This is a genomic window from Pontibacillus salicampi (assembly GCF_042434395.1).
Classification (GTDB): Bacteria; Bacillota; Bacilli; order Bacillales; family BH030062; genus Pontibacillus; species Pontibacillus salicampi.
Genome location: NZ_JBHLTP010000013.1, coordinates 501,637 through 521,312, shown reverse-complemented (window position 1 = coordinate 521,312; position 19,676 = coordinate 501,637). Strand labels below are relative to the sequence as shown.

Sequence of the window (19,676 nt, the reverse complement as noted above, 5' to 3'; positions counted from 1 at the left end):
TCCTTCATTATGGGCTATCAGGATCAAGCTTAACGTCTAGTAGCTGAAAATCTGGTGTATAGGTAAATGTGCCGTATATAATTCGCTCAGAAGAGCTTATATGCTGCATATAGTACCTATCTCCTTCAGCCATCGGCTTGTGCAGGACATCTGCCATGTCTACCCACTCTAATGCTCCCTCTGGGCTTTGTTCCAGCAACTGTCCTGTGTACTGCTCACAATAGAACGTAAACATCATCCATTCCTGTACCACTTCGTCCTCATGCTTGATGACGAAGGTAAACACACCTCTTAGTTCTGGCTCCTGTAACGTAAGTCCTGTTTCCTCGAAAAATTCACGCTGGGCAGCTTGCTTTACATGCTCGCCAAGCTCCATTTTCCCGCCTGGTGCTACATACCAGCCTCTCCGAGGTTTTTGTAACATCAACATCTTGCCATTATGATTTAAAATACAATTTGTCACACGCTGCAATTTATTCACCTCAATTAATGTCAGAAGAGGTACTCTAATCTATTATACTATGCCCAATAATATCCTACAATGGATGGTAAACGAACAATCTAACTCGTCAGAAAGCCCTTATTCACTATACAAGATACCTTGAAAAAGGACATGATGTAGGATTAAACAAAAAAATGCACAGGCCACCGGAAGCAGCCTGTGCCAAATATATTAAAAGGGGGTCAATTAGTTAATTATATTATACCCCATAATTATTTCATGCGTGTTACAGCAGAATTAAAATGCAATTACGTCCTATTAAAGACAAATTGTATCTTACATCCCCTGTGAGACAGCGTTTACTCTACTCCGATTTCTTCTAATAAGTTCTCGATATAATGCTGAGCAGATTGGGAAGCAATACTGCCATCACCAGTTGCTGTTACGATTTGGCGCAATTCTTTTTCACGAATGTCACCTGCTGCAAAGATACCAGGAATTTTCGTTTCCATTTTTTCATTTGTTTCAATATAGCCATTCTCATTCGTGATACCAAGAGAAACGAAAGGATCGCTTAATGGAATTAGTCCGATATAGATAAATACACCGTCAATTGGCTTATCATACTCTTCACCCGTTTCGTTGTTCACGAGTGTTACGCTTCCTACTTTACCGTCTTTCTCATTGATGGTTTTCGCTTCTGTATTCCAGATGAAGTCAATCTTATCATTATCAAAAGCTCGTTCCTGCAGGATTTGCTGAGCGCGCAGCTGATCCCGACGGTGTACGATAGTAACCTTCTCAGCGAAACGAGTTAGGTAAACGCCCTCTTCTACTGCAGAGTCACCGCCACCTATTACAACTAGCTCTTTGTTCTTAAAGAAAGCCCCATCACAAACCGCACAGTAGGAAACCCCACGGCCGCCTAGTTCTTTCTCGCCTGGTACGCCAAGCTCTTTATATTTAGCACCTGTTCCAATTATAATGGAACGGGCTTTAAATTCTTTGTTTCCTGCTTTAACGGTTTTATATTCCTTACCGTCAATAACCTCTTTAATGTCACCATAAGCATACTCTGCTCCAAATTTCTTTGCATGGTCAAACATCTTGTTGGAAAGATCCGGTCCAAGAATATGCTCATATCCTGGATAGTTTTCCACATCTTCTGTGTTTGCCATTTGTCCACCTGGAATTCCTCGTTCAATCATAAGTGTGTCTAAATTAGCACGTGACGCATACACGGCTGCTGTCATACCAGCTGGGCCTGCGCCTGCAATGATTACGTCATAAATACGATCCTCTGTCACTACCCTCAACCCCTTTTTCATTTCTTGCTGTTTTGTCTATGTGTTAATCGTATAAAATCATACATTTTACGTCTATTGAAATGCTCACACAGGTATTATGAATCCTGCCATGGTCCACCTTGCTCGGACAAGCTCGGATGCCTTAGACAGCCTTCCTCCCATAAACGAAGGGCACGAGAGGGTTCACCCATATGATAGGCAGTAATACTAAACCATTTATAATAAGATAAGTGCCCTTTTAACCTTGCCTTTGGTAAACCAATAAAACGCTCATGTGCCGAGGTATAACAGCCAACTTGTGCTAATGTGACCGCCACCTTCAGCTGCTGCTGTTCGTTTATAGGATACACATTTTCCAATGCATGTATGTGCTCCGCAGCCTTTTCTTTTTTGCCGGCATGATGATAGAAAATAGCAAGGTTACATACTGAGTGTAAGGAAGATGGGTGTTCCTTCTTCCATTGTTCCTCCAGTTCTATCGCTTCTAAGCGTTCGCCAGAAAAGAACAACGCTGTAGCATAATCGTGCTTGGCTGATACATAATCTGGAAATAAACGACTCATCTCCTCGAGAAGTGGAAGTGCTTCTTGCCATTCCTGCCGTTCCATGTAATAGAACGCAGATTCCTGATAGCGCATCAGTTCGTCCTCTTCCTCCCAAAACTCTTCCTCATCTTCATCCTCTATATCTACCATATTTAACAGCTCTTGTGCTTCATCTTTAAAATCGCCCTCTGGAGCCTTTTGTAAATAGTCCCTGGCATATTTCTTCGCATCGTGAAAGAGCCCTAAATGAGCATAATTGTTTGCAATCAAATAATAACAGTCTACATACTCATGTCCAAACTCTGCCAATACATTCATCAGTACTTGGTTAGCGGAATGATAATTCCCTGTTTCTGTATGAACGACAGATAGCTGACATTGGTATAGAGGCTGCTTTGGAGAAAATTCTATTGCTCTCGTCAGCCATTTAATAGCCTTTTCAAATTCTCTCCGTTGAAAAGCTCGCACCCCTTGTGAAAAGTAAAAATCCCCTTCTGGTGTGAAAGGAATTACGTTTGGATGCATAGCTCCCCGTGAACTTTTCGTGGAGTTCTGCATATAGGTCCTCCTCTTTGAACCGCTCCGTTTCAAAAAATATATATCCACAGGGCATTATACACCATGTTACGGCTTTATCCAAACTCTCTTTTACTTTTTACGATGACGTTCCTCGAGTGCATGCAGCACGTTGTCTAACGGAAGTCCTCTCTCTGTCAGTAATAGCATGGTATGAAAAAGAAGGTCAGCTGTTTCCCACGTTAATTCCTCATGGTCATTGTTTTTAGCAGCGATAATAACCTCCCCTGCTTCTTCTGTTACTTTCTTGGCGATACGGTCCACACCATTTTGGAACATATCTGACGTGTACGAATCTTGCGGCAGGGTAGCCTTTCGTTCAGCAAGTGTTTCCTGTAATTCATCTAAAATACGATAACGGTGTTCTTTTGCTTCTATATCCTTACCGTAAAATGTAGTAGAAAAGCAGCTGTAATCTCCCTTATGGCAAGCTGGTCCATTGGGTACTACTTGTACGAGAACAGCGTCCTGATCGCAATCATATTTCATGGTTCTAATGGTTTGTGTATTCCCAGAAGTAGCCCCTTTGTGCCACAGCTCCTGGCGGGAGCGACTATATAGTACTGTTTCTCCCAACTCTAAGGATTTCGTGACCGCTTCTTTATTCATATAAGCAAGGGTCAGAACTTCCTTACTTACTGCGTCCTGGATGATAGCTGGAACCAGCCCCTGCTCATCAAATTGAATTTCTTCCATATTCATCGTACATGCACCCCGTTCTGTCTCAATATGTCCTTTACGTTAGCTACAGATGTTTCCTTATAATGAAAAATAGAGGCCGCTAAAGCTGCGTCCGCCTCTGCATCCTGAAATGCATCCACAAAATGACTGGCATCTCCAGCACCACCTGAAGCGATAACAGGTATGCTGACTACTTGCTGCACTGCTTGCAGTAATGCTAAATCAAATCCAGTTTTTTCTCCGTCCTTGTCCATACTAGTCAGCAGTAATTCACCTGCCCCAAGCTCTTCTACCTGTCTAGCCCATTTTAATACCTCGAGCTCTGTACTTTTTCGACCACCATGTGTGTACACACGCCAGGATCCAAGGTCATGGTCATATTTCGCATCGATGGCAACCACCATACATTGAGACCCAAAATAACGTGCCCCTTCTGTGATGAGCTCCGGTTGACGCACAGCAGCAGAGTTTAAAGAAACTTTGTCAGCTCCTGCTCGCAGAATAGCTCTCATGTCCTCAAGAGATCCGATTCCCCCACCTACTGTGAAAGGAATAGCTAATGTGGCAGCAACCTCCCGAACGACTTCTATCATCGTTTTTCGACCTTCGTGTGTAGCAGAGATGTCTAAGAATACAAGTTCATCTGCACCTTGTTCATCATAAATGGTTGCTAACTCCACAGGGTCGCCAGCATCTCGGAGCTCTAAAAATTGAATCCCTTTCACCACTCGGCCGTCTTTTACATCCAAACAAGGAATAATCCGCTTTGTAAGCATTACTGACTCACCTCTTGAATGGCTTCCTGTAAGCGAATCTCCTTCGTATAAATAGCTTTGCCAACGATGGCTCCCGCTACATTACGGTCAGCATACTGTTTTAAATCTTGTAAATCACTGAGCTTTGATACCCCGCCGGAAGCAATTACATTCTTTCCAGTAATCTCTGCCATCTCTACGATAGACTCCGTATTCGGACCATTCATCATTCCATCTTTAGCAATGTCTGTGTACACAAATGTTTCTACTCCAGCATCAGCGAAATACTTTCCTACCTCAGTAGCCTTTTTGTCCGATTTGTTCAGCCAGCCTTCTGTAGCAGCAAATCCATCCCTTGCGTCCAATCCAATAGCGATTCGCTCTCCATAATGTGCTACAAGCTCCTTGGTCAGCTCAGGATCAGCGATGGCTAAACTACCAATGATGACACGGTCCACTCCTCGCTCCAGATAATATTCTACGTCCGAGCGACTACGAATCCCGCCTCCCATCTGCACCTTTACATCTAGCTCTTTCGCCACTCTTACTACATGCTCTGCATTAGCACGGTTCCCATCTCGGGCACCATCTAAATCTACCATGTGAATCCATTCTGCACCGTTTGCGACAAATTCCTTTGCCACTTCAAAAGGGGAGTCACCATATACAGTCTCCTTATCAAAGTCCCCCTGTAGCAGACGGACACACTTCCCTTCCTTCATATCAATAGCTGGATATATCGTAAAGGTACTCATCTTTCCACTCCTTCCTGATCACGAACTACATTGCAGAAATTCTCAAGAATCTTCATGCCAGTTGTACTGCTTTTTTCAGGATGGAATTGCGCACCGTACACATTTCCCTTCCCTACAACCGCCGGAACCTCTGTTTCATACTGAGCGCTTGCTAGCACTACATGCTTATCCGGTGTGTCTACATAATAGGAATGGACAAAATAGACATACCCGCCATCCATTTTGGACAATAGCTTCGCTTCTGGCTGAAGATGCTGCAGCTCATTCCACCCCATATGTGGAATTTTGTATGCATGACCAGCAGCATCTTTACCTGCGAATCGAACAACCCGGCCTGGGAGCAGCTGCAACCCTTCCGTTGTACCATTCTCTTCACTTTCATCAAAGAGAAGCTGCATGCCTAGACATATACCTAGTAAAGGAATACCTTCCTCTACCTTATTTAGGATATATTGCTTCATTCCAGTTTTGTTCAGTGCCTTCATTGCATCTGGAAATGCCCCAACACCTGGAAGGATAAGCCCTTGACACTTCTCTAATTCTTGAGGGGAATGAGATAGTGTATAAGGAACGCCCAACCGTTCCAGTGCCTTAGATACACTGAACAGATTTCCCATGCCATAATCAATAATCCCAATCATGCTACAGACTTCCTTTCGTTGACATAATCCCTTGGATGCGAGGGTCTATAGATGTTGCTTCGTCCAAGGCACGAGCTGTTGCCTTAAACATCCCTTCAATAATGTGATGAGTATTACACCCGTGGTGAACCACAATATGTAAATTCATTCTTGCCTCTAGTGCCAGCTTCCAGAAAAATTCATGGACATTCTCCGTATCGAACGTCCCTACCTTCGCTGCCGGGAGCTCTGCTTTCCATTCCAGGTGTGGCCGATCACTCAAGTCGACTGCTACGGTAACGAGCGTTTCATCCATAGGGATAGTAGCAGAACCGTAGCGACGAATACCTTGTTTATCCCCAACCGCTTCGCGCAACGCTTGTCCCAGTACAATTCCTATATCCTCTGTAAGGTGATGATCGTCTACCTCTACGTCTCCCTCCCCTTTAATGGATAGATCGAAAAACCCGTGTTTTGTAAACAATTCGAGCATGTGTGTCATGAAGGGTACTTGTGTATCAATGCTTGCACTGCCGCTGCCATCGACATCTAATTGAAGTGCAATGCTCGTTTCACCTGTTTTGCGTTCTTTATTACTGGTACGGCTGTCCTTCATTGGGAATCGTCCTTTCGCTGTTCTATTGCTCTAGCATGACCTTCTAAGCCCTCTAAGCGAGCAAATCGAGCAATTTTGTCGCCATTCGTTTCCAAAGCTTGCTTGCTATAATAGATTACACTGGACTTTTTCACAAAATCATCTACATTGAGAGGGCTGGAAAATCGCGCTGTACCACTCGTCGGCAGTACATGATTAGGCCCGGCAAAATAGTCTCCAACCGGCTCAGCGCTATATCTTCCGAGGAAAATGGCACCTGCATGCTTAATGCTGCCAACTAAACTCATTGGCTCCTCCACCATGACCTCCAAATGTTCAGGAGCGATAGAGTTAACCACATCTATTGCACTTTCCATACTATTACAAAGGATGATGCCGCCATAGTCTTCCACACTTTTTGCAGCGATAGCCCTTCTTGGGAGAGTTTCCAGCTGTTTATCGACTTCTTCTCTTACCTTATTAGCAACTTGTAGAGAAGTAGTAACGAGAATGCTGGAGGAACGCTCGTCATGCTCTGCCTGAGATAGCAAATCAGCCGCTACATCGGAAGCTCTTGCCGTATCATCAGCCAGCACTACGATCTCGCTTGGCCCAGCTACCATGTCAATATCAACATCCCCATATACCGCACGCTTGGCAAGTGCTACAAATACATTACCTGGTCCGACGATTTTATCAACAGCGGGAACGCTTTCCGTACCATAAGCCAAACCAGCGACAGCCTGAGCTCCGCCTAATTTATATATTTCTTCTACTCCTGCGATTTCTGCTGCTACTAGTACTTCAGCAGGGAGTGTACCTTCTTTAGAAGCTGGAGAGACCATTACGATACGTTCTACACCAGCTACAACAGCAGGAAGAACGTTCATAAATACAGAGGAAGGATATGCTGCTGTACCACCAGGAACGTACACTCCCACCGCGCTTAATGGCGTTACCTTTTGACCGAGCATGGTCCCATCTTTTTGAGTATCAAACCAGGAGGGACGTTGTTGTTTTTCATGGAAGCGACGAATGTTAAGAGCTGCTTCTTGTAAAATATCTATGTCATATTGCTGCATGCTTTGCCGAGCTTCCACAAACTCCTCTTGTGTCACTCGTAATTGCTGTAATGAGGCACCATCTAGCTGCTTCGTGTATTCGAGTAATGCCTCATCTCCTCTTTCCCTCACATCAGCAATAATCGATTGCACGATTTGCTGCTGCTCCTTTGTACCACTATCCACACTTCGTTCGATGGAAGCGAGCTCATTCGGCGTGAGTATTTTCATGACAAGAGACCTCCTTATAGTTAGATCGCAACTTGCTTACTCAAATCTTCAATAATGGCATCAAGTCGCTGGCTTTTAATTCGGTAGCTTACCGGATTTACAATGAAACGTGAGGTGATATCGGTAATTTTCTCATATTCTACAAGTCCATTTTCCTTCAATGTCCTGCCAGATGAGACTATATCTACAATGCGATCCGTAAGACCGATAAGCGGAGCTAACTCGATCGAGCCGTTCAAGGGAATGATTTCAATCTGCTCTCCCTGCTCGCGAAAATACTCCGATGCAACTCGAGGATACTTAGTGGCAATCTTCGGTGCTATTTTGCTAAGCGGTTTATCCGGTAAGCCTGCTACAGCTAAATAGCACGGGCTGATGTGTAAATCGAGTACTTCATAGACATCTCTATCCTGTTCCAGCAGCACATCCTTCCCTGCAATACCGCAATCGGCAGCACCGTACTCTACATAGGTCACAACATCCATCGGTTTGGCCAGCATAAGCCGAACTTTGTATTCGGGAAATTCTAATATTAGTTTCCTTGAATCTTCTACATTTGTAAAATCATAACCTATCTTCTTCAATAGTTCCGCCGCTTCTTCAAATATTCTCCCTTTAGGCATCGCTATCGTCAGCCATTCATTCATGAGAGGCACCTCCCGCACATACATCGATTACATTCGTAAAACGTTCTCCAATTTGCTCTCTGTTTTCTAGCTGGTCCTTTTTCTGAAGTACGACCTTTGCACCTTCGCTTCGGGCGGATTGAGCTTCCTTTAATCCCTTTGCGAATGTGTCGCTATCGTATAAAACTAAAATATATTCTTCCTGGTCCTCTGTAGCAGATAGCGCTTCTACTAAACGATCGAGACGAATAGCAAAGCCAGTAGCTGAAGCCTCTGATTGAAAAGACGGCAGCAGTTGATCATATCGGCCGCCGTTGCATAGAAGAGAGCCGAGATGAGGCGCATAGCCTTCAAACAGAATACCGGTATAATAGTGCATATGGCTGATCAAGTTCAGGTCAAAGGAAATATACTTACTAACCCCGTACGTTTCCAGTAAATGAAGCAGCTGTCTTAATTCTCCAATTGCTTCATGACACGCACCATTTGTCGTAATTTCTTCTGCTGATTCCAGCACATTCTCTTGACCACGCATGGAAAGTAATTGGTGTAAACGATTTTTATCCTTATCGGACAGGTTTACCTGTTCCAGCTCTTTACGATAGCCGACGTAGTTCTTGCGGAACAAGTAACGAAGAAATCGTTCTGAAGTCTCCGTATCTTCTTGAAAGATTTCTTTAAGTAAGCCTTTCACATAACCAATATGCCCGACAGTCAATTGGAAGTTTTCCAATCCTGCCGATTTTAATGTCTCCACCTGTAGAGCAATGACCTCAGCGTCGGCATACACAGAGTTCTCTCCTATGTATTCCACCCCGACCTGTTCAAATTGAGCAGGCTTGCCACCTTCTATTTGCTGAGCCCGAAACACAGGCCCATCATAGCTCAAACGGAGTGGATACCCTTTTTCCTTTAATTGAGATGCTGCTACTCTGGCAATTGGTGCTGTTAAATCGGGGCGTAACACCAACGTATGTCCTTGGCGATCCAACAATTTAAATAACTGAGTTTCATCAATAGCACTTGCTTCTCCAACCGTGTCCAGATACTCCACCATAGGTGTATCCAGGAACTGGTACCCCCATGATTCTATCGTTTCGGAAAGAGCCTGTCTTGCCTGACGTGTCTGATTATAGAAAAAAGGCAGCGTATCCCGCATGCCTAATGGTTTTTCGAACATAAGTCGATTTGCCACGATACATTGCACCTCTCTTATTCAAATTAATCGTATTAACAATTCGCAATCCTTTAACTTGCTAATATGCTACCAAATTAAAGATACATCGTCAACGGATATCCTTCTTATTCCAACATCGTCCTACTCTTTCTATACGGAAACTAGGAAACCTTCCTTACACAAGGGCAGCTTACATAATGTGAGGAATCCATTTCTTTATATTCCCTCATTAGGAAATCTAAATCGCTGTAACTACATGAAGTTTACCCAACCCTTTCTAAATGGCAATTGTTGTACCGTTTAGGATTATACATCTTAAAGAAAGGGTATAGGTATATAAGACTATATTTTTTGACTTTTTATGTCGAACGCATTGGTATTTAGAACTAGTTCCATTATAATAAATCTGCAGCATAACACGATAATGGCAAACTTATTGAAAGATAAGGACGCAAAGCTACGAGCCTAACGGAGTAACCCTATGGCAGTCGGGCTGCCGGTATGAGCGTTTGTTCCGAACAGACCTATCGGTTTCGAATGGTCTGTTTTTTTGTGTATATAAAATGATAGGTCACAGGCAGGGAAATGATATAAGAGGGTGGCACGATGAAAATGATGGTGTGGTTAATCATTGGATGTATGCTAGGTGGTATGGGGTATAAGGTTATGTACACTGTAAAGATAAGGCGGAAGCTCCAGGAGAAGCAAGATCAGGAAGACCGAATCTTTCATTTAATCGAGAATGCCAAGGACATCCTTTATTATTGTAAGGTAGAACCTGATTTCTCCTATATGTATCTAAGTCCTTCTATCGATGATGTACTAGGGCCAGATGTACATCAAAAATCTATGGAGGACCCTTTGTCAATACTTGAATTAACTCACCCTGATGATATGCCCATTATCCAACAAAAATTGCGCGGGGATTTAGATTATAGTCAACCAATTCTTCAACGCTGGCGTAATGAAGAAGGAGAATACATCTGGTTTGAGGAGCATGCAACCCCTATATATGAGAAGGGGAGCTTTGTTGCAATTCAAGGTGTGATTCGTAACATTCACGACAAAGTAATACTCCAGCATCGACTAGAATACCAAATTACACACGATAGTCTGACAGGTGTTCATAATCGAGACTATTTCGAATCCCAGATGAAGCAAAGTGAAGATTCCGACCAAAGCGCGGCCATCATACTTTGCGACCTTGATAACCTCAAATATGTAAACGACACAGAGGGGCACAAAAAAGGAGATCAGCTTATTCAAGAAGCTGCCTCCCTGCTACACAATTATGCAAAGCCTCATATAAAGGTCTGTCGCATTGGTGGCGATGAGTTTGCGCTGCTGGCTACTAATCTGACAGAAAATGAGATAGAGCAAATCGTTACAAGTATTAAGTCTGCCGTCTCCACAGCTAGAACCGGTTTAGAAATATCAGTAGGCTACGCTTATAGCCTTTCTTCCCGAAACAAAATGGACCAATTATATATCGATGCCGACCACCATATGTACAAGGATAAAAAGAAGAAAAGAATGCATGTATAACATGAATCTATTGGAAACAAATAGTAAAGGGAGATAGATTCGTGTCATGGGGAGACAAGAAGTGGAAAACCACCATTGTTTCATATCACATTCTCAACAATTATGATTCAATGTGACAATAACAAGCATTCATAGAGCTACTAATAGAAAGGCTATGCAGCTGCATAGCCTTTCTATTAAATAGGAGAATGAATTTTCCGTTCTACAATTTGCTCGAAATATCGGAGAGTCAATAGCTCCCCGTCGAAATCCTCCTGCTTCCATGTGTTGTGCAGGAATACTTTCGCAACGGCGTATTTTCGGTCCCCTCCTTTGTTCGCATCTTCTAACGCCACCACACTTTCAAACATAGCGCACATCTTATCCGCCACTGCTTTTGCATAAAACGTCTGCTGCTCTTCATCTAATTGTTTCACTTTATTCAGATCCTCTTCTAATTGCTTCAGCTTTTCTTTGAGAAGAGTCGTTTCTTTCGGAAATGCTTTAGACAAATCATGTACACTAGAATGCATCCTCCGGAGAAAGATGTGATCAACTTGAAAGTTTCTTATTAGCTTTAATACCTCGAGCCCTAGTATATTTGCCGTCCCCTCCCATACGGTCAATACTTGAGCATCTCGTAAAAGACGTGCCATGACAAAATCCTCTATATACCCATTTCCACCGTGCATTTCTATGCTTTCGTGACAAAAATGAATCGCCTGTTCTGCAGATTCCTTCTTCAAAATAGCAATGAGGAGACGCTGAAACACTACATCTTCCTTCGAAACACCTTCCTTGTGCTGAACCCATTCATCAAACAGATGAACTAGTCGAAAAACGCTGCTCAATTCCACTTCTTGCTTTGCCTTCAGCTTAGTTAACGTATCCTGTACCATAGGAAAATCCTTTAGATACCTTCCAAATGTGAATCGTTCATAGGCATACTGATGAGCTTCCAAGTAAGCGCGCTGCATAATACCAAGTGAAGCAACAGCATTACAAATGCGAGACAAGTTAAGCGCTTCCATCATATAATAAATACCTTTCTCCGGCTCCCCGACCATATAAGCCCTGGCGCCTTCAAATTCTACCTCCGCAGAAGGAACTGCTCTTACGCCTAATTTATCCTTCAATCTTCTAATAGAAATCCCCTCTGCTGTTTGCCCCTGCTCCTTCCATGGTACAAGAAATAAGCTGAGCCCTTTCGTTCCCTTCTTGGCTCCCTCCGTTCGTGCAAGCACCATTGCTACCCCGCACGTACCGGCATTACTAGCAAAATATTTCTCCCCATAGAGACGATAGCCATTACCATCCTGAACAGCCTTCGTTTCGTTAGCTCCTACATCAGATCCACCTTGCCGTTCGGTCAAAAACGTTGCCCCTTCATATAAGTCAGTATTGCCTGTAGACAGTACATGGGGCAAATAATGCTCCCTGATCATCTCATCACCGTAATGATCAAGCAAATAAGCAGTCGCCATAGTTAAGGTCACAGGACAATAAAACCCTGGCTCTGCTTGTGATAACAAATAACCCTGAGCATAGGAATATAGATAAGAGCCTTTTCTCCCTAAAGCAGGAATCGGCTTGTGCACATAGCCAACAATTCCTCTATCATAAGTTTGGCGAACGGTTTGCTTATAGCCCTCATTTACCCACACATACGAAACATCATTCCCCATCTTGTCGTACTTAATGAGTCGTGGCTGTCCTTCCCGGTCCGTATGGGCAGCACGTTCATCAATTTCTCCTCCACACAGCTCCCCATATTCCTCTAGCTCCTGCCTAGCCCAATCCATAAACTCCTTATCCATATACTGCTCTAGTATAAAGTCAAGATTTGGATCCTCTAGAAACAAGTTCATATGACTCCTCCTCCACATAATATGGCTGACATGCTATCCACTATTGTAATGAATGAAGCTTTTCACGTAGCTGATCCAATACCTGCTCCATTTCTTGCTTCATGTCTGTTAGGTCTTGAATTCTATCCGACACCTCCCTTACTTTTACCTCTCCATACTCAATGGTCTTTTCTAGCTGCTTTACTCCAGAAGGGTCCTTGTCAAATAGCTGGACCATTTCTCTAATTTCCTGGAGGGTAAATCCATACTTTTTTCCGCGGAAGATAAGCATTAATCTCGTTCGTTCCTTTTTACTATAGATGCGGTGACCAGAGTTGGATCGTTTCGGAGCCAAAAGGCCGAGTTCTTCATAGTATCGAATGGTACGAGTACTAATGACAAACTCCTCTGCTAGCTCTGAAATGGACCACTCGCCCATAAGCTCGACTCCTTTTTTCTTAATATTCAGTCATATTTAGTTTACCATTTACGTTAACGTCAAGTTCAAGCTAATTTCATGATGGAGCAAATTTTTTCCCGTTTGAAAGAGGTGTTGTTCACTATAAACGTGATGGTGCTGCAACATATTAGTGCCAATTGATCTCTTCTCAACAGATGATTGATTTGAGACATCGCAGAAAAATCATTCACGAAGGTGAAAAAGCCAATTAAAAAAGAACAGCCCTATAGACTGTCCTTCCAAAACTCATCGGTACTATTTCGCTGCTCCATTTCTTCCGGTGTATAAATGACCTGCATTGGATTACCGCCAACGAAGCTTCCAGCGGGAACGTTTTTATGGACCAACGTTCCCGCTGAAACGATGGCCCCATCTCCAATCGTAACACCGGGTAATATCGTAGTATTTGCTCCAATGAGAACCTCGTCCCCAATGATCACCTCTCCAAGCCGATATTCCTTAATTAGATATTCATGGGCTAATATCGTGGTATTATATCCGATAACGGTATTACGGCCGACCGTAATTTTTTCCGGAAACATAATATCGAGCATGACCATAAGAGCAAACGCTGTATGCTCCCCTACTTTCATTCGTAAAAACGTACGATACAGCCAATTTTTCATTGGTAAAAAGGGGGTGTAGCGTGCCATTTGGATGATGGTAAAATTTTTGACTACCTTCCAAAATGGAACAGTCTTGTAAATATGCCAGAGCGAGTTATGCTCAGCCACCCGATGACGTTCGGTCTTTCGCATCCAATCACTCCATAACAATCTTCAATATGTCACTCATATGCTCGAGCATATAATCTGGATGGAGATCTTCCAGTACCTGACGCCCTTTTATGGTCCAGGCTACTCCTGCTGTTTTCGTTCCAGCGTTTTGTCCGGATTCAATATCATGCGTGTTGTCACCGACCATGATGGTTTCTTCAGGCGCAGCACCCAAATGGGCCATGGCCATTTGCACTGGTTCAGGATCAGGCTTGGCGTGAGTAACATCGTCCAGGGTCACAATGGTGTCGAAATGGTCTGCGATTTTCGTTAGGGCAAGACCCATATCCACCGTCTGCCTCATCTTGGTCGTCACAATCCCGAGTTTAAATCCTGCTTCCTTCAGCTTGTCTAACGTTTCTACTACGCCATCATAAGCTTCTACCAGCTCGTCGTGATGCTCGTGGTTGTGGGTACGATAGGTGTTAATCATTTCTTCCACGTCTGCTTTATCGTTGATCTTACGGAGGCTTTCCTCTAATGGAGGTCCTATAAATTGTAATATATCCTCGCGTTCATACTTACCAGGAGCGTATTGATTAGTAGTATGCAAAAACGAAGCGATAATGAGCTCGTTTGTATTAATTAATGTTCCATCTAAATCAAAGAGGAGGGTACGAATGGTCATATGCTGCTTCCTTTCCTTTTGAGGTATTCATTCGATTCCATATAAAACCGATGATAGCTGTTAATAGTATGGCTGTAATGAGTCGAATTAATAACAGTGGCCACACTGGAATTCCAAGCGGGATAAAGATAAGGGTGTCCTCCACTACAGCATGACAGGAGACAAGGAAAATAAGAGACAGATACATGTCCTTTTTAGAAACACCGTCTTCTTTCACCGCTTGTATCATAAGACCTGCCCCATACGCCAGACCTATCGTTAGGCCAGCTACTAATGTGGTAGAGGCATTGCGTTCTACACCTAGGAGACGAGTAAATGGTGCAAACCAGCGGGAAAAACGGTCTATCCAATGATTCTCTCTCAGCCATTGCATCACTATCATGAGCGGAATAACTATTAAGGCTAGTTGAAGCACTGCGATAAAAGCAGTCTGTATCCCGCTCCAGGCTATCAAGAGCCAGCCTTCTGGGGTCTCACTTTGAGCAATCATTCCATATTGCGCCATTTGTGAGCCGCCGTCCCAGACAAGATTAATGACTACAGCCGATATAAAGGCAAGTGAAAGCCTCAAGCCAGCTATAAACCACCAGCTCACCCCTACTTTTGATGCCACCGTAGATTCTATAAGAAGGTTGTGGGAAAACGAGAGCATAACCGCTAAAATGAATACTTCCTTCACTGTAAAATCAAAGGACACGATTGCTGCTATACCCGCATAAAGATTTAAAAAGTTACCGAGCACGAGCGGGATGGCTGCTTCACCCGATAACCCTATCCATCTCATGAACGGGGAAATCCATTCCATTATCCACTGTAACACTGGTGTAGCCCGTAAAATAGTTACGATAAAGGTGACAGGAAAAATGACTTTACCAAGTGTCCATGTTAAGTTTAATCCTTGTTGCAAACCTCTGCTTACTACACCAGGCAAGTTAATCCCCCTCACTTTTTCTTCTTTTTACTAGTACTCTTTTTCTTTTGGTTATGGCTCTTCTGCTTTGGCATATTGCCTAGTAAATCAGAACCGTTGTATCTTGTTTGTACTTTGTTAAAGTAACGGCGATAAATAATAGTACCAACCGCCCAAAGAATTAACACGATGGAAATAACCTGAGCAGTACGCAGATTGCCGATAATGTATAGACTGTCTGTACGCATGCCCTCAATGAAATAACGTCCAAAGGAATACCAAATTACATAGCTTAAGAACACTTCACCACGCATAGGATTATACCTTCTTAGTACCAGCAGGAAGATAAATCCGAGTATATTCCAAACAGATTCATATAAGAAGGTTGGGTGATACAGAATTCCGCCTATTGCCATTTGATTGACTATGAAATCAGGTAAATATTGCATAAAATTGTTATAAAACTCTTCTGTAACAGGTCCGCCATGAGCTTCCTGATTCATAAAATTTCCCCAGCGGCCGATAGCCTGACCCAAAATAATACTTGGTGCAGCAATGTCCACAAGCTGCCAGAAGGAGACCTTGCGAACCCTTGCAAAGACAAGGCCGGTTAACACAGCACCAATTATAGCACCATGAATAGCAATGCCGCCCTCCCATATGGCAATAATCTCCATAAAGGGTCTGCCTGCGTACCTTTCCCATTCAAAGACAACGTAATAAATTCTTGCAGAAATGATGGAAATTGGTATCGCAAACACGACTAAATCTATAAATATATCCTTTTTCAAACCGAGTCGCTCCGACTCCTTCAGTGCTAGAAGAAGCCCTAAATACGCCCCAACGGCGATAATGACTCCGTACCAATAAATAGTTAAGGGACCGAGCTCAACAAGTACCCGGCTTAATGGCTCCGCGTCATACTTCACCGTGGAATCCTCCTTTAGATGGATCATTTGTATTCTCACCAATCATGTTCGTCAGTCGTTCTGAGAATTCCTCAGCGGCGTTAATGCCCATCCGTTTTAAACGGAAATTCATTGCAGCTACTTCAATAATGACTGCCAGGTTCCGCCCTGGTCTCACTGGTACGGTTGCTTTTGGTATTTCTACATCCATAATCTTCATCATTTCTTCCTCTAAGCCAAGGCGATCATATTGTTTCTTTTCATCCCACAGCTCAAGATTGATGACCATGGTTATCCGCTTAAAGTTTCGGACCGACCCCGCACCAAACAAAGTCATCACATTAATAATCCCAAGCCCTCGTATTTCCAACAGATGCTCGATTAACGGAGGAGAGTTTCCAATTAATGTATCATAATCTTCCTGACGTATTTCAACACTGTCATCAGCTACGAGTCGATGCCCTCTTTTAACAAGCTCTAGAGCTGTCTCACTTTTCCCTACTCCACTTTGTCCCGTAATTAATACACCTACACCATAAATGTCAACTAATACTCCATGTATGGCTGTGAAAGGAGCAAATTTAGTTTCCAGGAAATTTGTAAGCCTGCTAATCACTCGAGTCGTTTTGTGAGGGGAGCGCATAATAGGAACACCCGCTTCGTTTGCTGCATTAATTAACAGCTTCGGCACCTCCATCCCCCTCGTAATAACAATACCTGGTGTTACGTCCGTGCATAGCTTGGTCACTCTGTCCTGCTTTTCCTCATCTGAAAGCTCTAAGAAGAAGGAAAGCTCTGTCTTTCCTAACAGCTGTAAACGTTCAGATGGATAATATTTAAAGTAACCGGCCATCTCCATACCGGGGCGAGATATATCGCTTGTGAAGATTTCACGGTGAACACCGTCTTCTCCCGCTACAATTTCTAAGTTAAATTGATCTAACAAATCTTGTGTACGTACCTTCGTCATGTATGTATGCCCCCTGATCTTATTCACTTCTGTATCACAAAGGAACTTTTTCAACATCCTCTATTGTAGCATTTTTTACAATTATCTGTTGATATAAAACTCGGATTGTCAAACTTTCTAAATACAAATCGCCTAGTAAAGTATGTAACAGCGAGTGATAATATCTCGAATTCAAGTCTTACACATAGGAGGTTACACCAAAAATAGACTATAAATTTAACGGAGACCTATATTATAGGTTGCACATATAGGGATGAAATAACAGTAATGTTTCAAGTCACAATTAGGATGAAATAGTTTATCAGAAAAAGAGCTGGTCCTCATTATCGCCGTTACAGAACACCACCAAGCCAAGTCATCCCCCCCATACAAAAGCTCCCTATCCGCTTGGGATGGGGAGCTTTTAAGGATAATCCACTCATAAACGTGAAATACGCCTATAGCTGGTATATACATTGTCTACCATCCCCCTCTATTACTGACACTGGAACGGATAGGGGAAGCTGATAAGGAAATCCTGTCTTTTTTTACTCCTTCAATCCTTTAAACAATTGATTCAGAATTAACGATAGCAGAGAAATAATGATAGCTGCTACAATCGCCATGCCAAATCCGTCAATTTCAAAGTTGCTGCCGAGTAAGGATTGGGTAATCATTAACGTAATGGCGTTAATGACGAATAAAAACAGGCCGAGCGAGACGACTGTAATCGGTAAAGTAAGGACCACCAGAATCGGCCTTACAATCACATTCAAGATTGACAAGATGACACTGGCGAGCACAGCCGTTCCAACTCCTTCTACGTAAAAGGAGTCCACAAGCTGAGATACAAGAATGATAGCAATGGTGGTTACGACAATATGCACCAGCCAGTTCTTCATGATACAACGTCTCCTTCTTCAGGTATGATTACGGCTGCAATAATATAAACAATTATCATTGGAAAGCCGATGCTCAAAATGGTGAGCAGGGCAAAGATAAGTCGAATGATTGTTACATCAAAATTCATATAATCAGATAATCCACCCAATACCCCAGATAGCATTTTCTTATCTTTAGATCTCATTAGTTTTCTGTCCTTCATGCTGAATCGCCTCCTTACGAATGGTTGGATTGAATAGTAACGACGCCTGTCTTGGTTTCCGCATCAATGTGGAGCGGGTTTCCCTGCTCTGCCCTTGATTGAAAGATAAGCTCTTTTCGCAGCACTTCCTTCTTCTCTTCTTCTATTTGAAAGTCTGGAAGCGTGCAATGAATATTTCCGATACTCGTATGAAGCTTCCCTTCAATATGTCTTTCTGGCGGCACGTGTACAGATATATTCCCTGTAGTGGTTTTATAATAACCTGTATGTCCTTCGTCCCCGCCCCAATAACATTTAATATTCCCATTTACACATTGAGCATCCACTTTATGATAGCGACCATCTATTGTGATAGACCCATTTATGCTTTCTGCCTCGACATCTGTTGCATTTACATTCTGCAAGGTTATCGCTCCATTGGATGTTTCTACTTCAATTTCTCTTCCATCCAGATGTGCCAGCTCCAGTTTACCGTTGGCTGTTTTGGCATGAAATTCTTTTGTTTTCAGCTGCTCAACTTGAATAGGGCCGTTAAATAGCCGCAAGGAGATATCATCATACCATTTATTCGGAATATACAACACAACATTCGTTTTCACTTTTTTAGAGCTGATAGCAAAACTCAATGCCTCATCGTCCACATTATATTTTTTCAGCTCCATAAATCGTTTGCGGGCGTCATCCTGATGTTTAGCCTGATATACCTTCGCCTTACATTCAATGCGGAGATCATCTTCTCCCCAAGGTCTAACCTCTAAGGAGCCATTAGCGATATCCAGATGAACTTTTGAAAAGGAAACACCCTGATTTTGAAAAATGTGCGACACTTCGTAATAGGAACCAAAGTTAAAATCAAGATCTACATTTTTAATTTTCGTTATGGTATCTTCCACGAATTCCATGAACCTTTTCTTGTTAGAGCCTGTTTTATAGGATTGCTGTTCGTTTGCTTTCCAATCTACTTTCGTGGACAGAGCATGAACATCGTCCTCCTTTGGCTCCTGTTCCTTCATGTCCTCTGCATGTGTAATCGCATCAAGCAGTTCTTCTGCTTCTTCTGAATTGATCATCCCCTGTTCCAGTAGCTTTAGAATCCGTTGCCTCTCTTCATTCATGTGCTTTTTCTCCTCCATTTTGTATATATGATGGTGCGGCATGGCCTATATCCATTTCTTTGTACCTTTCTTTACGATTCAAT

General features: G+C 42.9%; 22 protein-coding genes and 1 riboswitch. Of the genes, 1 reads left to right on the top strand and 21 read right to left on the bottom strand.

Translation table 11 applies throughout. From position 1 onward, the window contains the following. Positions 1-7: 7 nt before the first annotated feature. The 11 genes from ACFFGV_RS18010 to ACFFGV_RS17960 form a co-directional block, all read right to left on the bottom strand. Positions 8-472 (bottom strand): NUDIX hydrolase, encoded by a 465-nt coding sequence (locus tag ACFFGV_RS18010; protein ID WP_377350841.1) that lies wholly within the window; start codon positions 470-472, stop codon positions 8-10. Positions 473-801: 329 nt separating this feature from the next. Next, positions 802-1,749, bottom strand: coding sequence for a thioredoxin-disulfide reductase (gene trxB / locus ACFFGV_RS18005; RefSeq protein ID WP_377350839.1), 948 nt, complete (start codon positions 1,747-1,749; stop codon positions 802-804). Positions 1,750-1,844: 95 nt separating this feature from the next. Further along, positions 1,845-2,852: a tetratricopeptide repeat protein gene (locus ACFFGV_RS18000; RefSeq protein ID WP_377350837.1), complete on the bottom strand. Its 1,008-nt coding sequence runs from the start codon at positions 2,850-2,852 to the stop codon at positions 1,845-1,847. 90 nt (positions 2,853-2,942) lie between these two features. Beyond that, positions 2,943-3,572 carry a bifunctional phosphoribosyl-AMP cyclohydrolase/phosphoribosyl-ATP diphosphatase HisIE gene (hisIE, locus tag ACFFGV_RS17995; RefSeq protein WP_377350835.1) on the bottom strand — a complete coding sequence of 210 codons (630 nt, stop codon included), beginning with the start codon at positions 3,570-3,572 and terminating at the stop codon, positions 2,943-2,945. After that, positions 3,569-4,327: an imidazole glycerol phosphate synthase subunit HisF gene (gene hisF / locus ACFFGV_RS17990; RefSeq protein ID WP_377350833.1), complete on the bottom strand. Its 759-nt coding sequence runs from the start codon at positions 4,325-4,327 to the stop codon at positions 3,569-3,571. Before hisF ends, hisIE begins: the two co-directional genes overlap by 4 nt. After that, on the bottom strand, positions 4,327-5,061 hold the full coding sequence (gene hisA, locus ACFFGV_RS17985) for a 1-(5-phosphoribosyl)-5-[(5-phosphoribosylamino)methylideneamino]imidazole-4-carboxamide isomerase (RefSeq protein WP_377350831.1): 735 nt from the start codon (positions 5,059-5,061) through the stop codon (positions 4,327-4,329). Before hisA ends, hisF begins: the two co-directional genes overlap by 1 nt. Then, positions 5,058-5,702: an imidazole glycerol phosphate synthase subunit HisH gene (gene hisH, locus ACFFGV_RS17980; protein WP_377350829.1), complete on the bottom strand. Its 645-nt coding sequence runs from the start codon at positions 5,700-5,702 to the stop codon at positions 5,058-5,060. Before hisH ends, hisA begins: the two co-directional genes overlap by 4 nt. Before the next feature lies 1 nt (position 5,703). Continuing rightward, a complete protein-coding gene (hisB, locus tag ACFFGV_RS17975; protein ID WP_377350828.1) occupies positions 5,704-6,297 on the bottom strand; it encodes an imidazoleglycerol-phosphate dehydratase HisB in 594 nt (197 codons plus the stop codon). Then, positions 6,294-7,568, bottom strand: a complete 1,275-nt coding sequence (hisD, locus tag ACFFGV_RS17970) for a histidinol dehydrogenase (protein WP_377350826.1) — start codon at positions 7,566-7,568, stop codon at positions 6,294-6,296. Before hisD ends, hisB begins: the two co-directional genes overlap by 4 nt. A gap of 20 nt (positions 7,569-7,588) precedes the next feature. Continuing rightward, complete coding sequence (gene hisG / locus ACFFGV_RS17965; protein WP_377350824.1) at positions 7,589-8,215, bottom strand: ATP phosphoribosyltransferase; 627 nt, start codon at positions 8,213-8,215, stop codon at positions 7,589-7,591. Then, positions 8,208-9,389, bottom strand: a complete 1,182-nt coding sequence (locus ACFFGV_RS17960; RefSeq protein WP_377350822.1) for an ATP phosphoribosyltransferase regulatory subunit — start codon at positions 9,387-9,389, stop codon at positions 8,208-8,210. Before ACFFGV_RS17960 ends, hisG begins: the two co-directional genes overlap by 8 nt. 398 nt (positions 9,390-9,787) lie before the next feature. Continuing rightward, a riboswitch (cyclic di-GMP riboswitch) is annotated at positions 9,788-9,872 on the top strand. Between the two features lie 105 nt (positions 9,873-9,977). On the opposite strand from ACFFGV_RS17960, the gene ACFFGV_RS17955 reads away from it, so the two are divergent. After that, complete coding sequence (locus tag ACFFGV_RS17955; protein WP_377350819.1) at positions 9,978-10,916, top strand: sensor domain-containing diguanylate cyclase; 939 nt, start codon at positions 9,978-9,980, stop codon at positions 10,914-10,916. Positions 10,917-11,092: 176 nt separating this feature from the next. Here the strand turns inward: ACFFGV_RS17955 and ACFFGV_RS17950 are convergent, their stop codons facing one another. The 10 genes from ACFFGV_RS17950 to ACFFGV_RS17905 all read right to left on the bottom strand — a co-directional run bounded on the left by ACFFGV_RS17950 (position 11,093) and on the right by ACFFGV_RS17905 (position 19,593). Beyond that, positions 11,093-12,763 carry an acyl-CoA dehydrogenase family protein gene (locus tag ACFFGV_RS17950; RefSeq protein WP_377350818.1) on the bottom strand — a complete coding sequence of 557 codons (1,671 nt, stop codon included), beginning with the start codon at positions 12,761-12,763 and terminating at the stop codon, positions 11,093-11,095. 40 nt (positions 12,764-12,803) lie between these two features. Further along, positions 12,804-13,181 (bottom strand): MerR family transcriptional regulator, encoded by a 378-nt coding sequence (locus ACFFGV_RS17945; RefSeq protein ID WP_377350816.1) that lies wholly within the window; start codon positions 13,179-13,181, stop codon positions 12,804-12,806. Between the two features lie 245 nt (positions 13,182-13,426). Continuing rightward, positions 13,427-13,960, bottom strand: a complete 534-nt coding sequence (locus ACFFGV_RS17940; protein ID WP_377350814.1) for an acyltransferase — start codon at positions 13,958-13,960, stop codon at positions 13,427-13,429. A gap of 4 nt (positions 13,961-13,964) precedes the next feature. Next, on the bottom strand, positions 13,965-14,606 hold the full coding sequence (gene ppaX, locus ACFFGV_RS17935; RefSeq protein WP_377350812.1) for a pyrophosphatase PpaX: 642 nt from the start codon (positions 14,604-14,606) through the stop codon (positions 13,965-13,967). Then, a complete protein-coding gene (locus tag ACFFGV_RS17930) occupies positions 14,581-15,537 on the bottom strand; it encodes a nucleoside recognition domain-containing protein (RefSeq protein ID WP_377350810.1) in 957 nt (318 codons plus the stop codon). Before ACFFGV_RS17930 ends, ppaX begins: the two co-directional genes overlap by 26 nt. An 11-nt stretch (positions 15,538-15,548) precedes the next feature. Further along, entirely contained in the window at positions 15,549-16,445 is an 897-nt protein-coding gene (gene lgt, locus ACFFGV_RS17925) for a prolipoprotein diacylglyceryl transferase (RefSeq protein WP_377350808.1), read from the bottom strand. Further along, positions 16,435-17,394, bottom strand: coding sequence for an HPr(Ser) kinase/phosphatase (gene hprK, locus ACFFGV_RS17920; protein ID WP_377350806.1), 960 nt, complete (start codon positions 17,392-17,394; stop codon positions 16,435-16,437). The genes lgt and hprK overlap by 11 nt, the downstream gene beginning before the upstream one ends. Before the next feature lie 527 nt (positions 17,395-17,921). Continuing rightward, positions 17,922-18,275 carry a phage holin family protein gene (locus ACFFGV_RS17915; protein WP_377350804.1) on the bottom strand — a complete coding sequence of 118 codons (354 nt, stop codon included), beginning with the start codon at positions 18,273-18,275 and terminating at the stop codon, positions 17,922-17,924. Continuing rightward, the gene (locus ACFFGV_RS17910; protein ID WP_377350802.1) at positions 18,272-18,478 is read right to left on the bottom strand and encodes a PspC domain-containing protein; all 207 of its coding nucleotides are present in this window, start codon (positions 18,476-18,478) and stop codon (positions 18,272-18,274) included. Before ACFFGV_RS17910 ends, ACFFGV_RS17915 begins: the two co-directional genes overlap by 4 nt. Positions 18,479-18,492: 14 nt before the next feature. Further along, positions 18,493-19,593, bottom strand: coding sequence for a DUF4097 family beta strand repeat-containing protein (locus ACFFGV_RS17905; RefSeq protein ID WP_377350800.1), 1,101 nt, complete (start codon positions 19,591-19,593; stop codon positions 18,493-18,495). Positions 19,594-19,676 lie beyond the last annotated feature (83 nt).

Bases quoted from the DNA above. Each gene is read 5' to 3' on its own strand.
- hprK (WP_377350806.1), bottom strand. From the start codon at position 17,394: ATGACGAAGGTACGTACACAAGATTTGTTAGATCAATTTAACTTAGAA.
- ACFFGV_RS17910 (WP_377350802.1), bottom strand. From the start codon at position 18,478: ATGAAGGACAGAAAACTAATGAGATCTAAAGATAAGAAAATGCTATCT.
- ACFFGV_RS17915 (WP_377350804.1), bottom strand. From the start codon at position 18,275: ATGAAGAACTGGCTGGTGCATATTGTCGTAACCACCATTGCTATCATT.
- hisF (WP_377350833.1), bottom strand. From the start codon at position 4,327: ATGCTTACAAAGCGGATTATTCCTTGTTTGGATGTAAAAGACGGCCGA.
- ACFFGV_RS17955 (WP_377350819.1), top strand. From the start codon at position 9,978: ATGAAAATGATGGTGTGGTTAATCATTGGATGTATGCTAGGTGGTATG.
- hisA (WP_377350831.1), bottom strand. From the start codon at position 5,061: ATGAGTACCTTTACGATATATCCAGCTATTGATATGAAGGAAGGGAAG.
- hisIE (WP_377350835.1), bottom strand. From the start codon at position 3,572: ATGAATATGGAAGAAATTCAATTTGATGAGCAGGGGCTGGTTCCAGCT.
- ACFFGV_RS17905 (WP_377350800.1), bottom strand. From the start codon at position 19,593: ATGAATGAAGAGAGGCAACGGATTCTAAAGCTACTGGAACAGGGGATG.
- ppaX (WP_377350812.1), bottom strand. From the start codon at position 14,606: ATGACCATTCGTACCCTCCTCTTTGATTTAGATGGAACATTAATTAAT.
- ACFFGV_RS17950 (WP_377350818.1), bottom strand. From the start codon at position 12,763: ATGAACTTGTTTCTAGAGGATCCAAATCTTGACTTTATACTAGAGCAG.
- ACFFGV_RS17940 (WP_377350814.1), bottom strand. From the start codon at position 13,960: ATGCGAAAGACCGAACGTCATCGGGTGGCTGAGCATAACTCGCTCTGG.
- hisH (WP_377350829.1), bottom strand. From the start codon at position 5,702: ATGATTGGGATTATTGATTATGGCATGGGAAATCTGTTCAGTGTATCT.
- ACFFGV_RS18000 (WP_377350837.1), bottom strand. From the start codon at position 2,852: ATGCAGAACTCCACGAAAAGTTCACGGGGAGCTATGCATCCAAACGTA.
- hisD (WP_377350826.1), bottom strand. From the start codon at position 7,568: ATGAAAATACTCACGCCGAATGAGCTCGCTTCCATCGAACGAAGTGTG.
- hisG (WP_377350824.1), bottom strand. From the start codon at position 8,215: ATGAATGAATGGCTGACGATAGCGATGCCTAAAGGGAGAATATTTGAA.
- hisB (WP_377350828.1), bottom strand. From the start codon at position 6,297: ATGAAGGACAGCCGTACCAGTAATAAAGAACGCAAAACAGGTGAAACG.
- ACFFGV_RS17945 (WP_377350816.1), bottom strand. From the start codon at position 13,181: ATGGGCGAGTGGTCCATTTCAGAGCTAGCAGAGGAGTTTGTCATTAGT.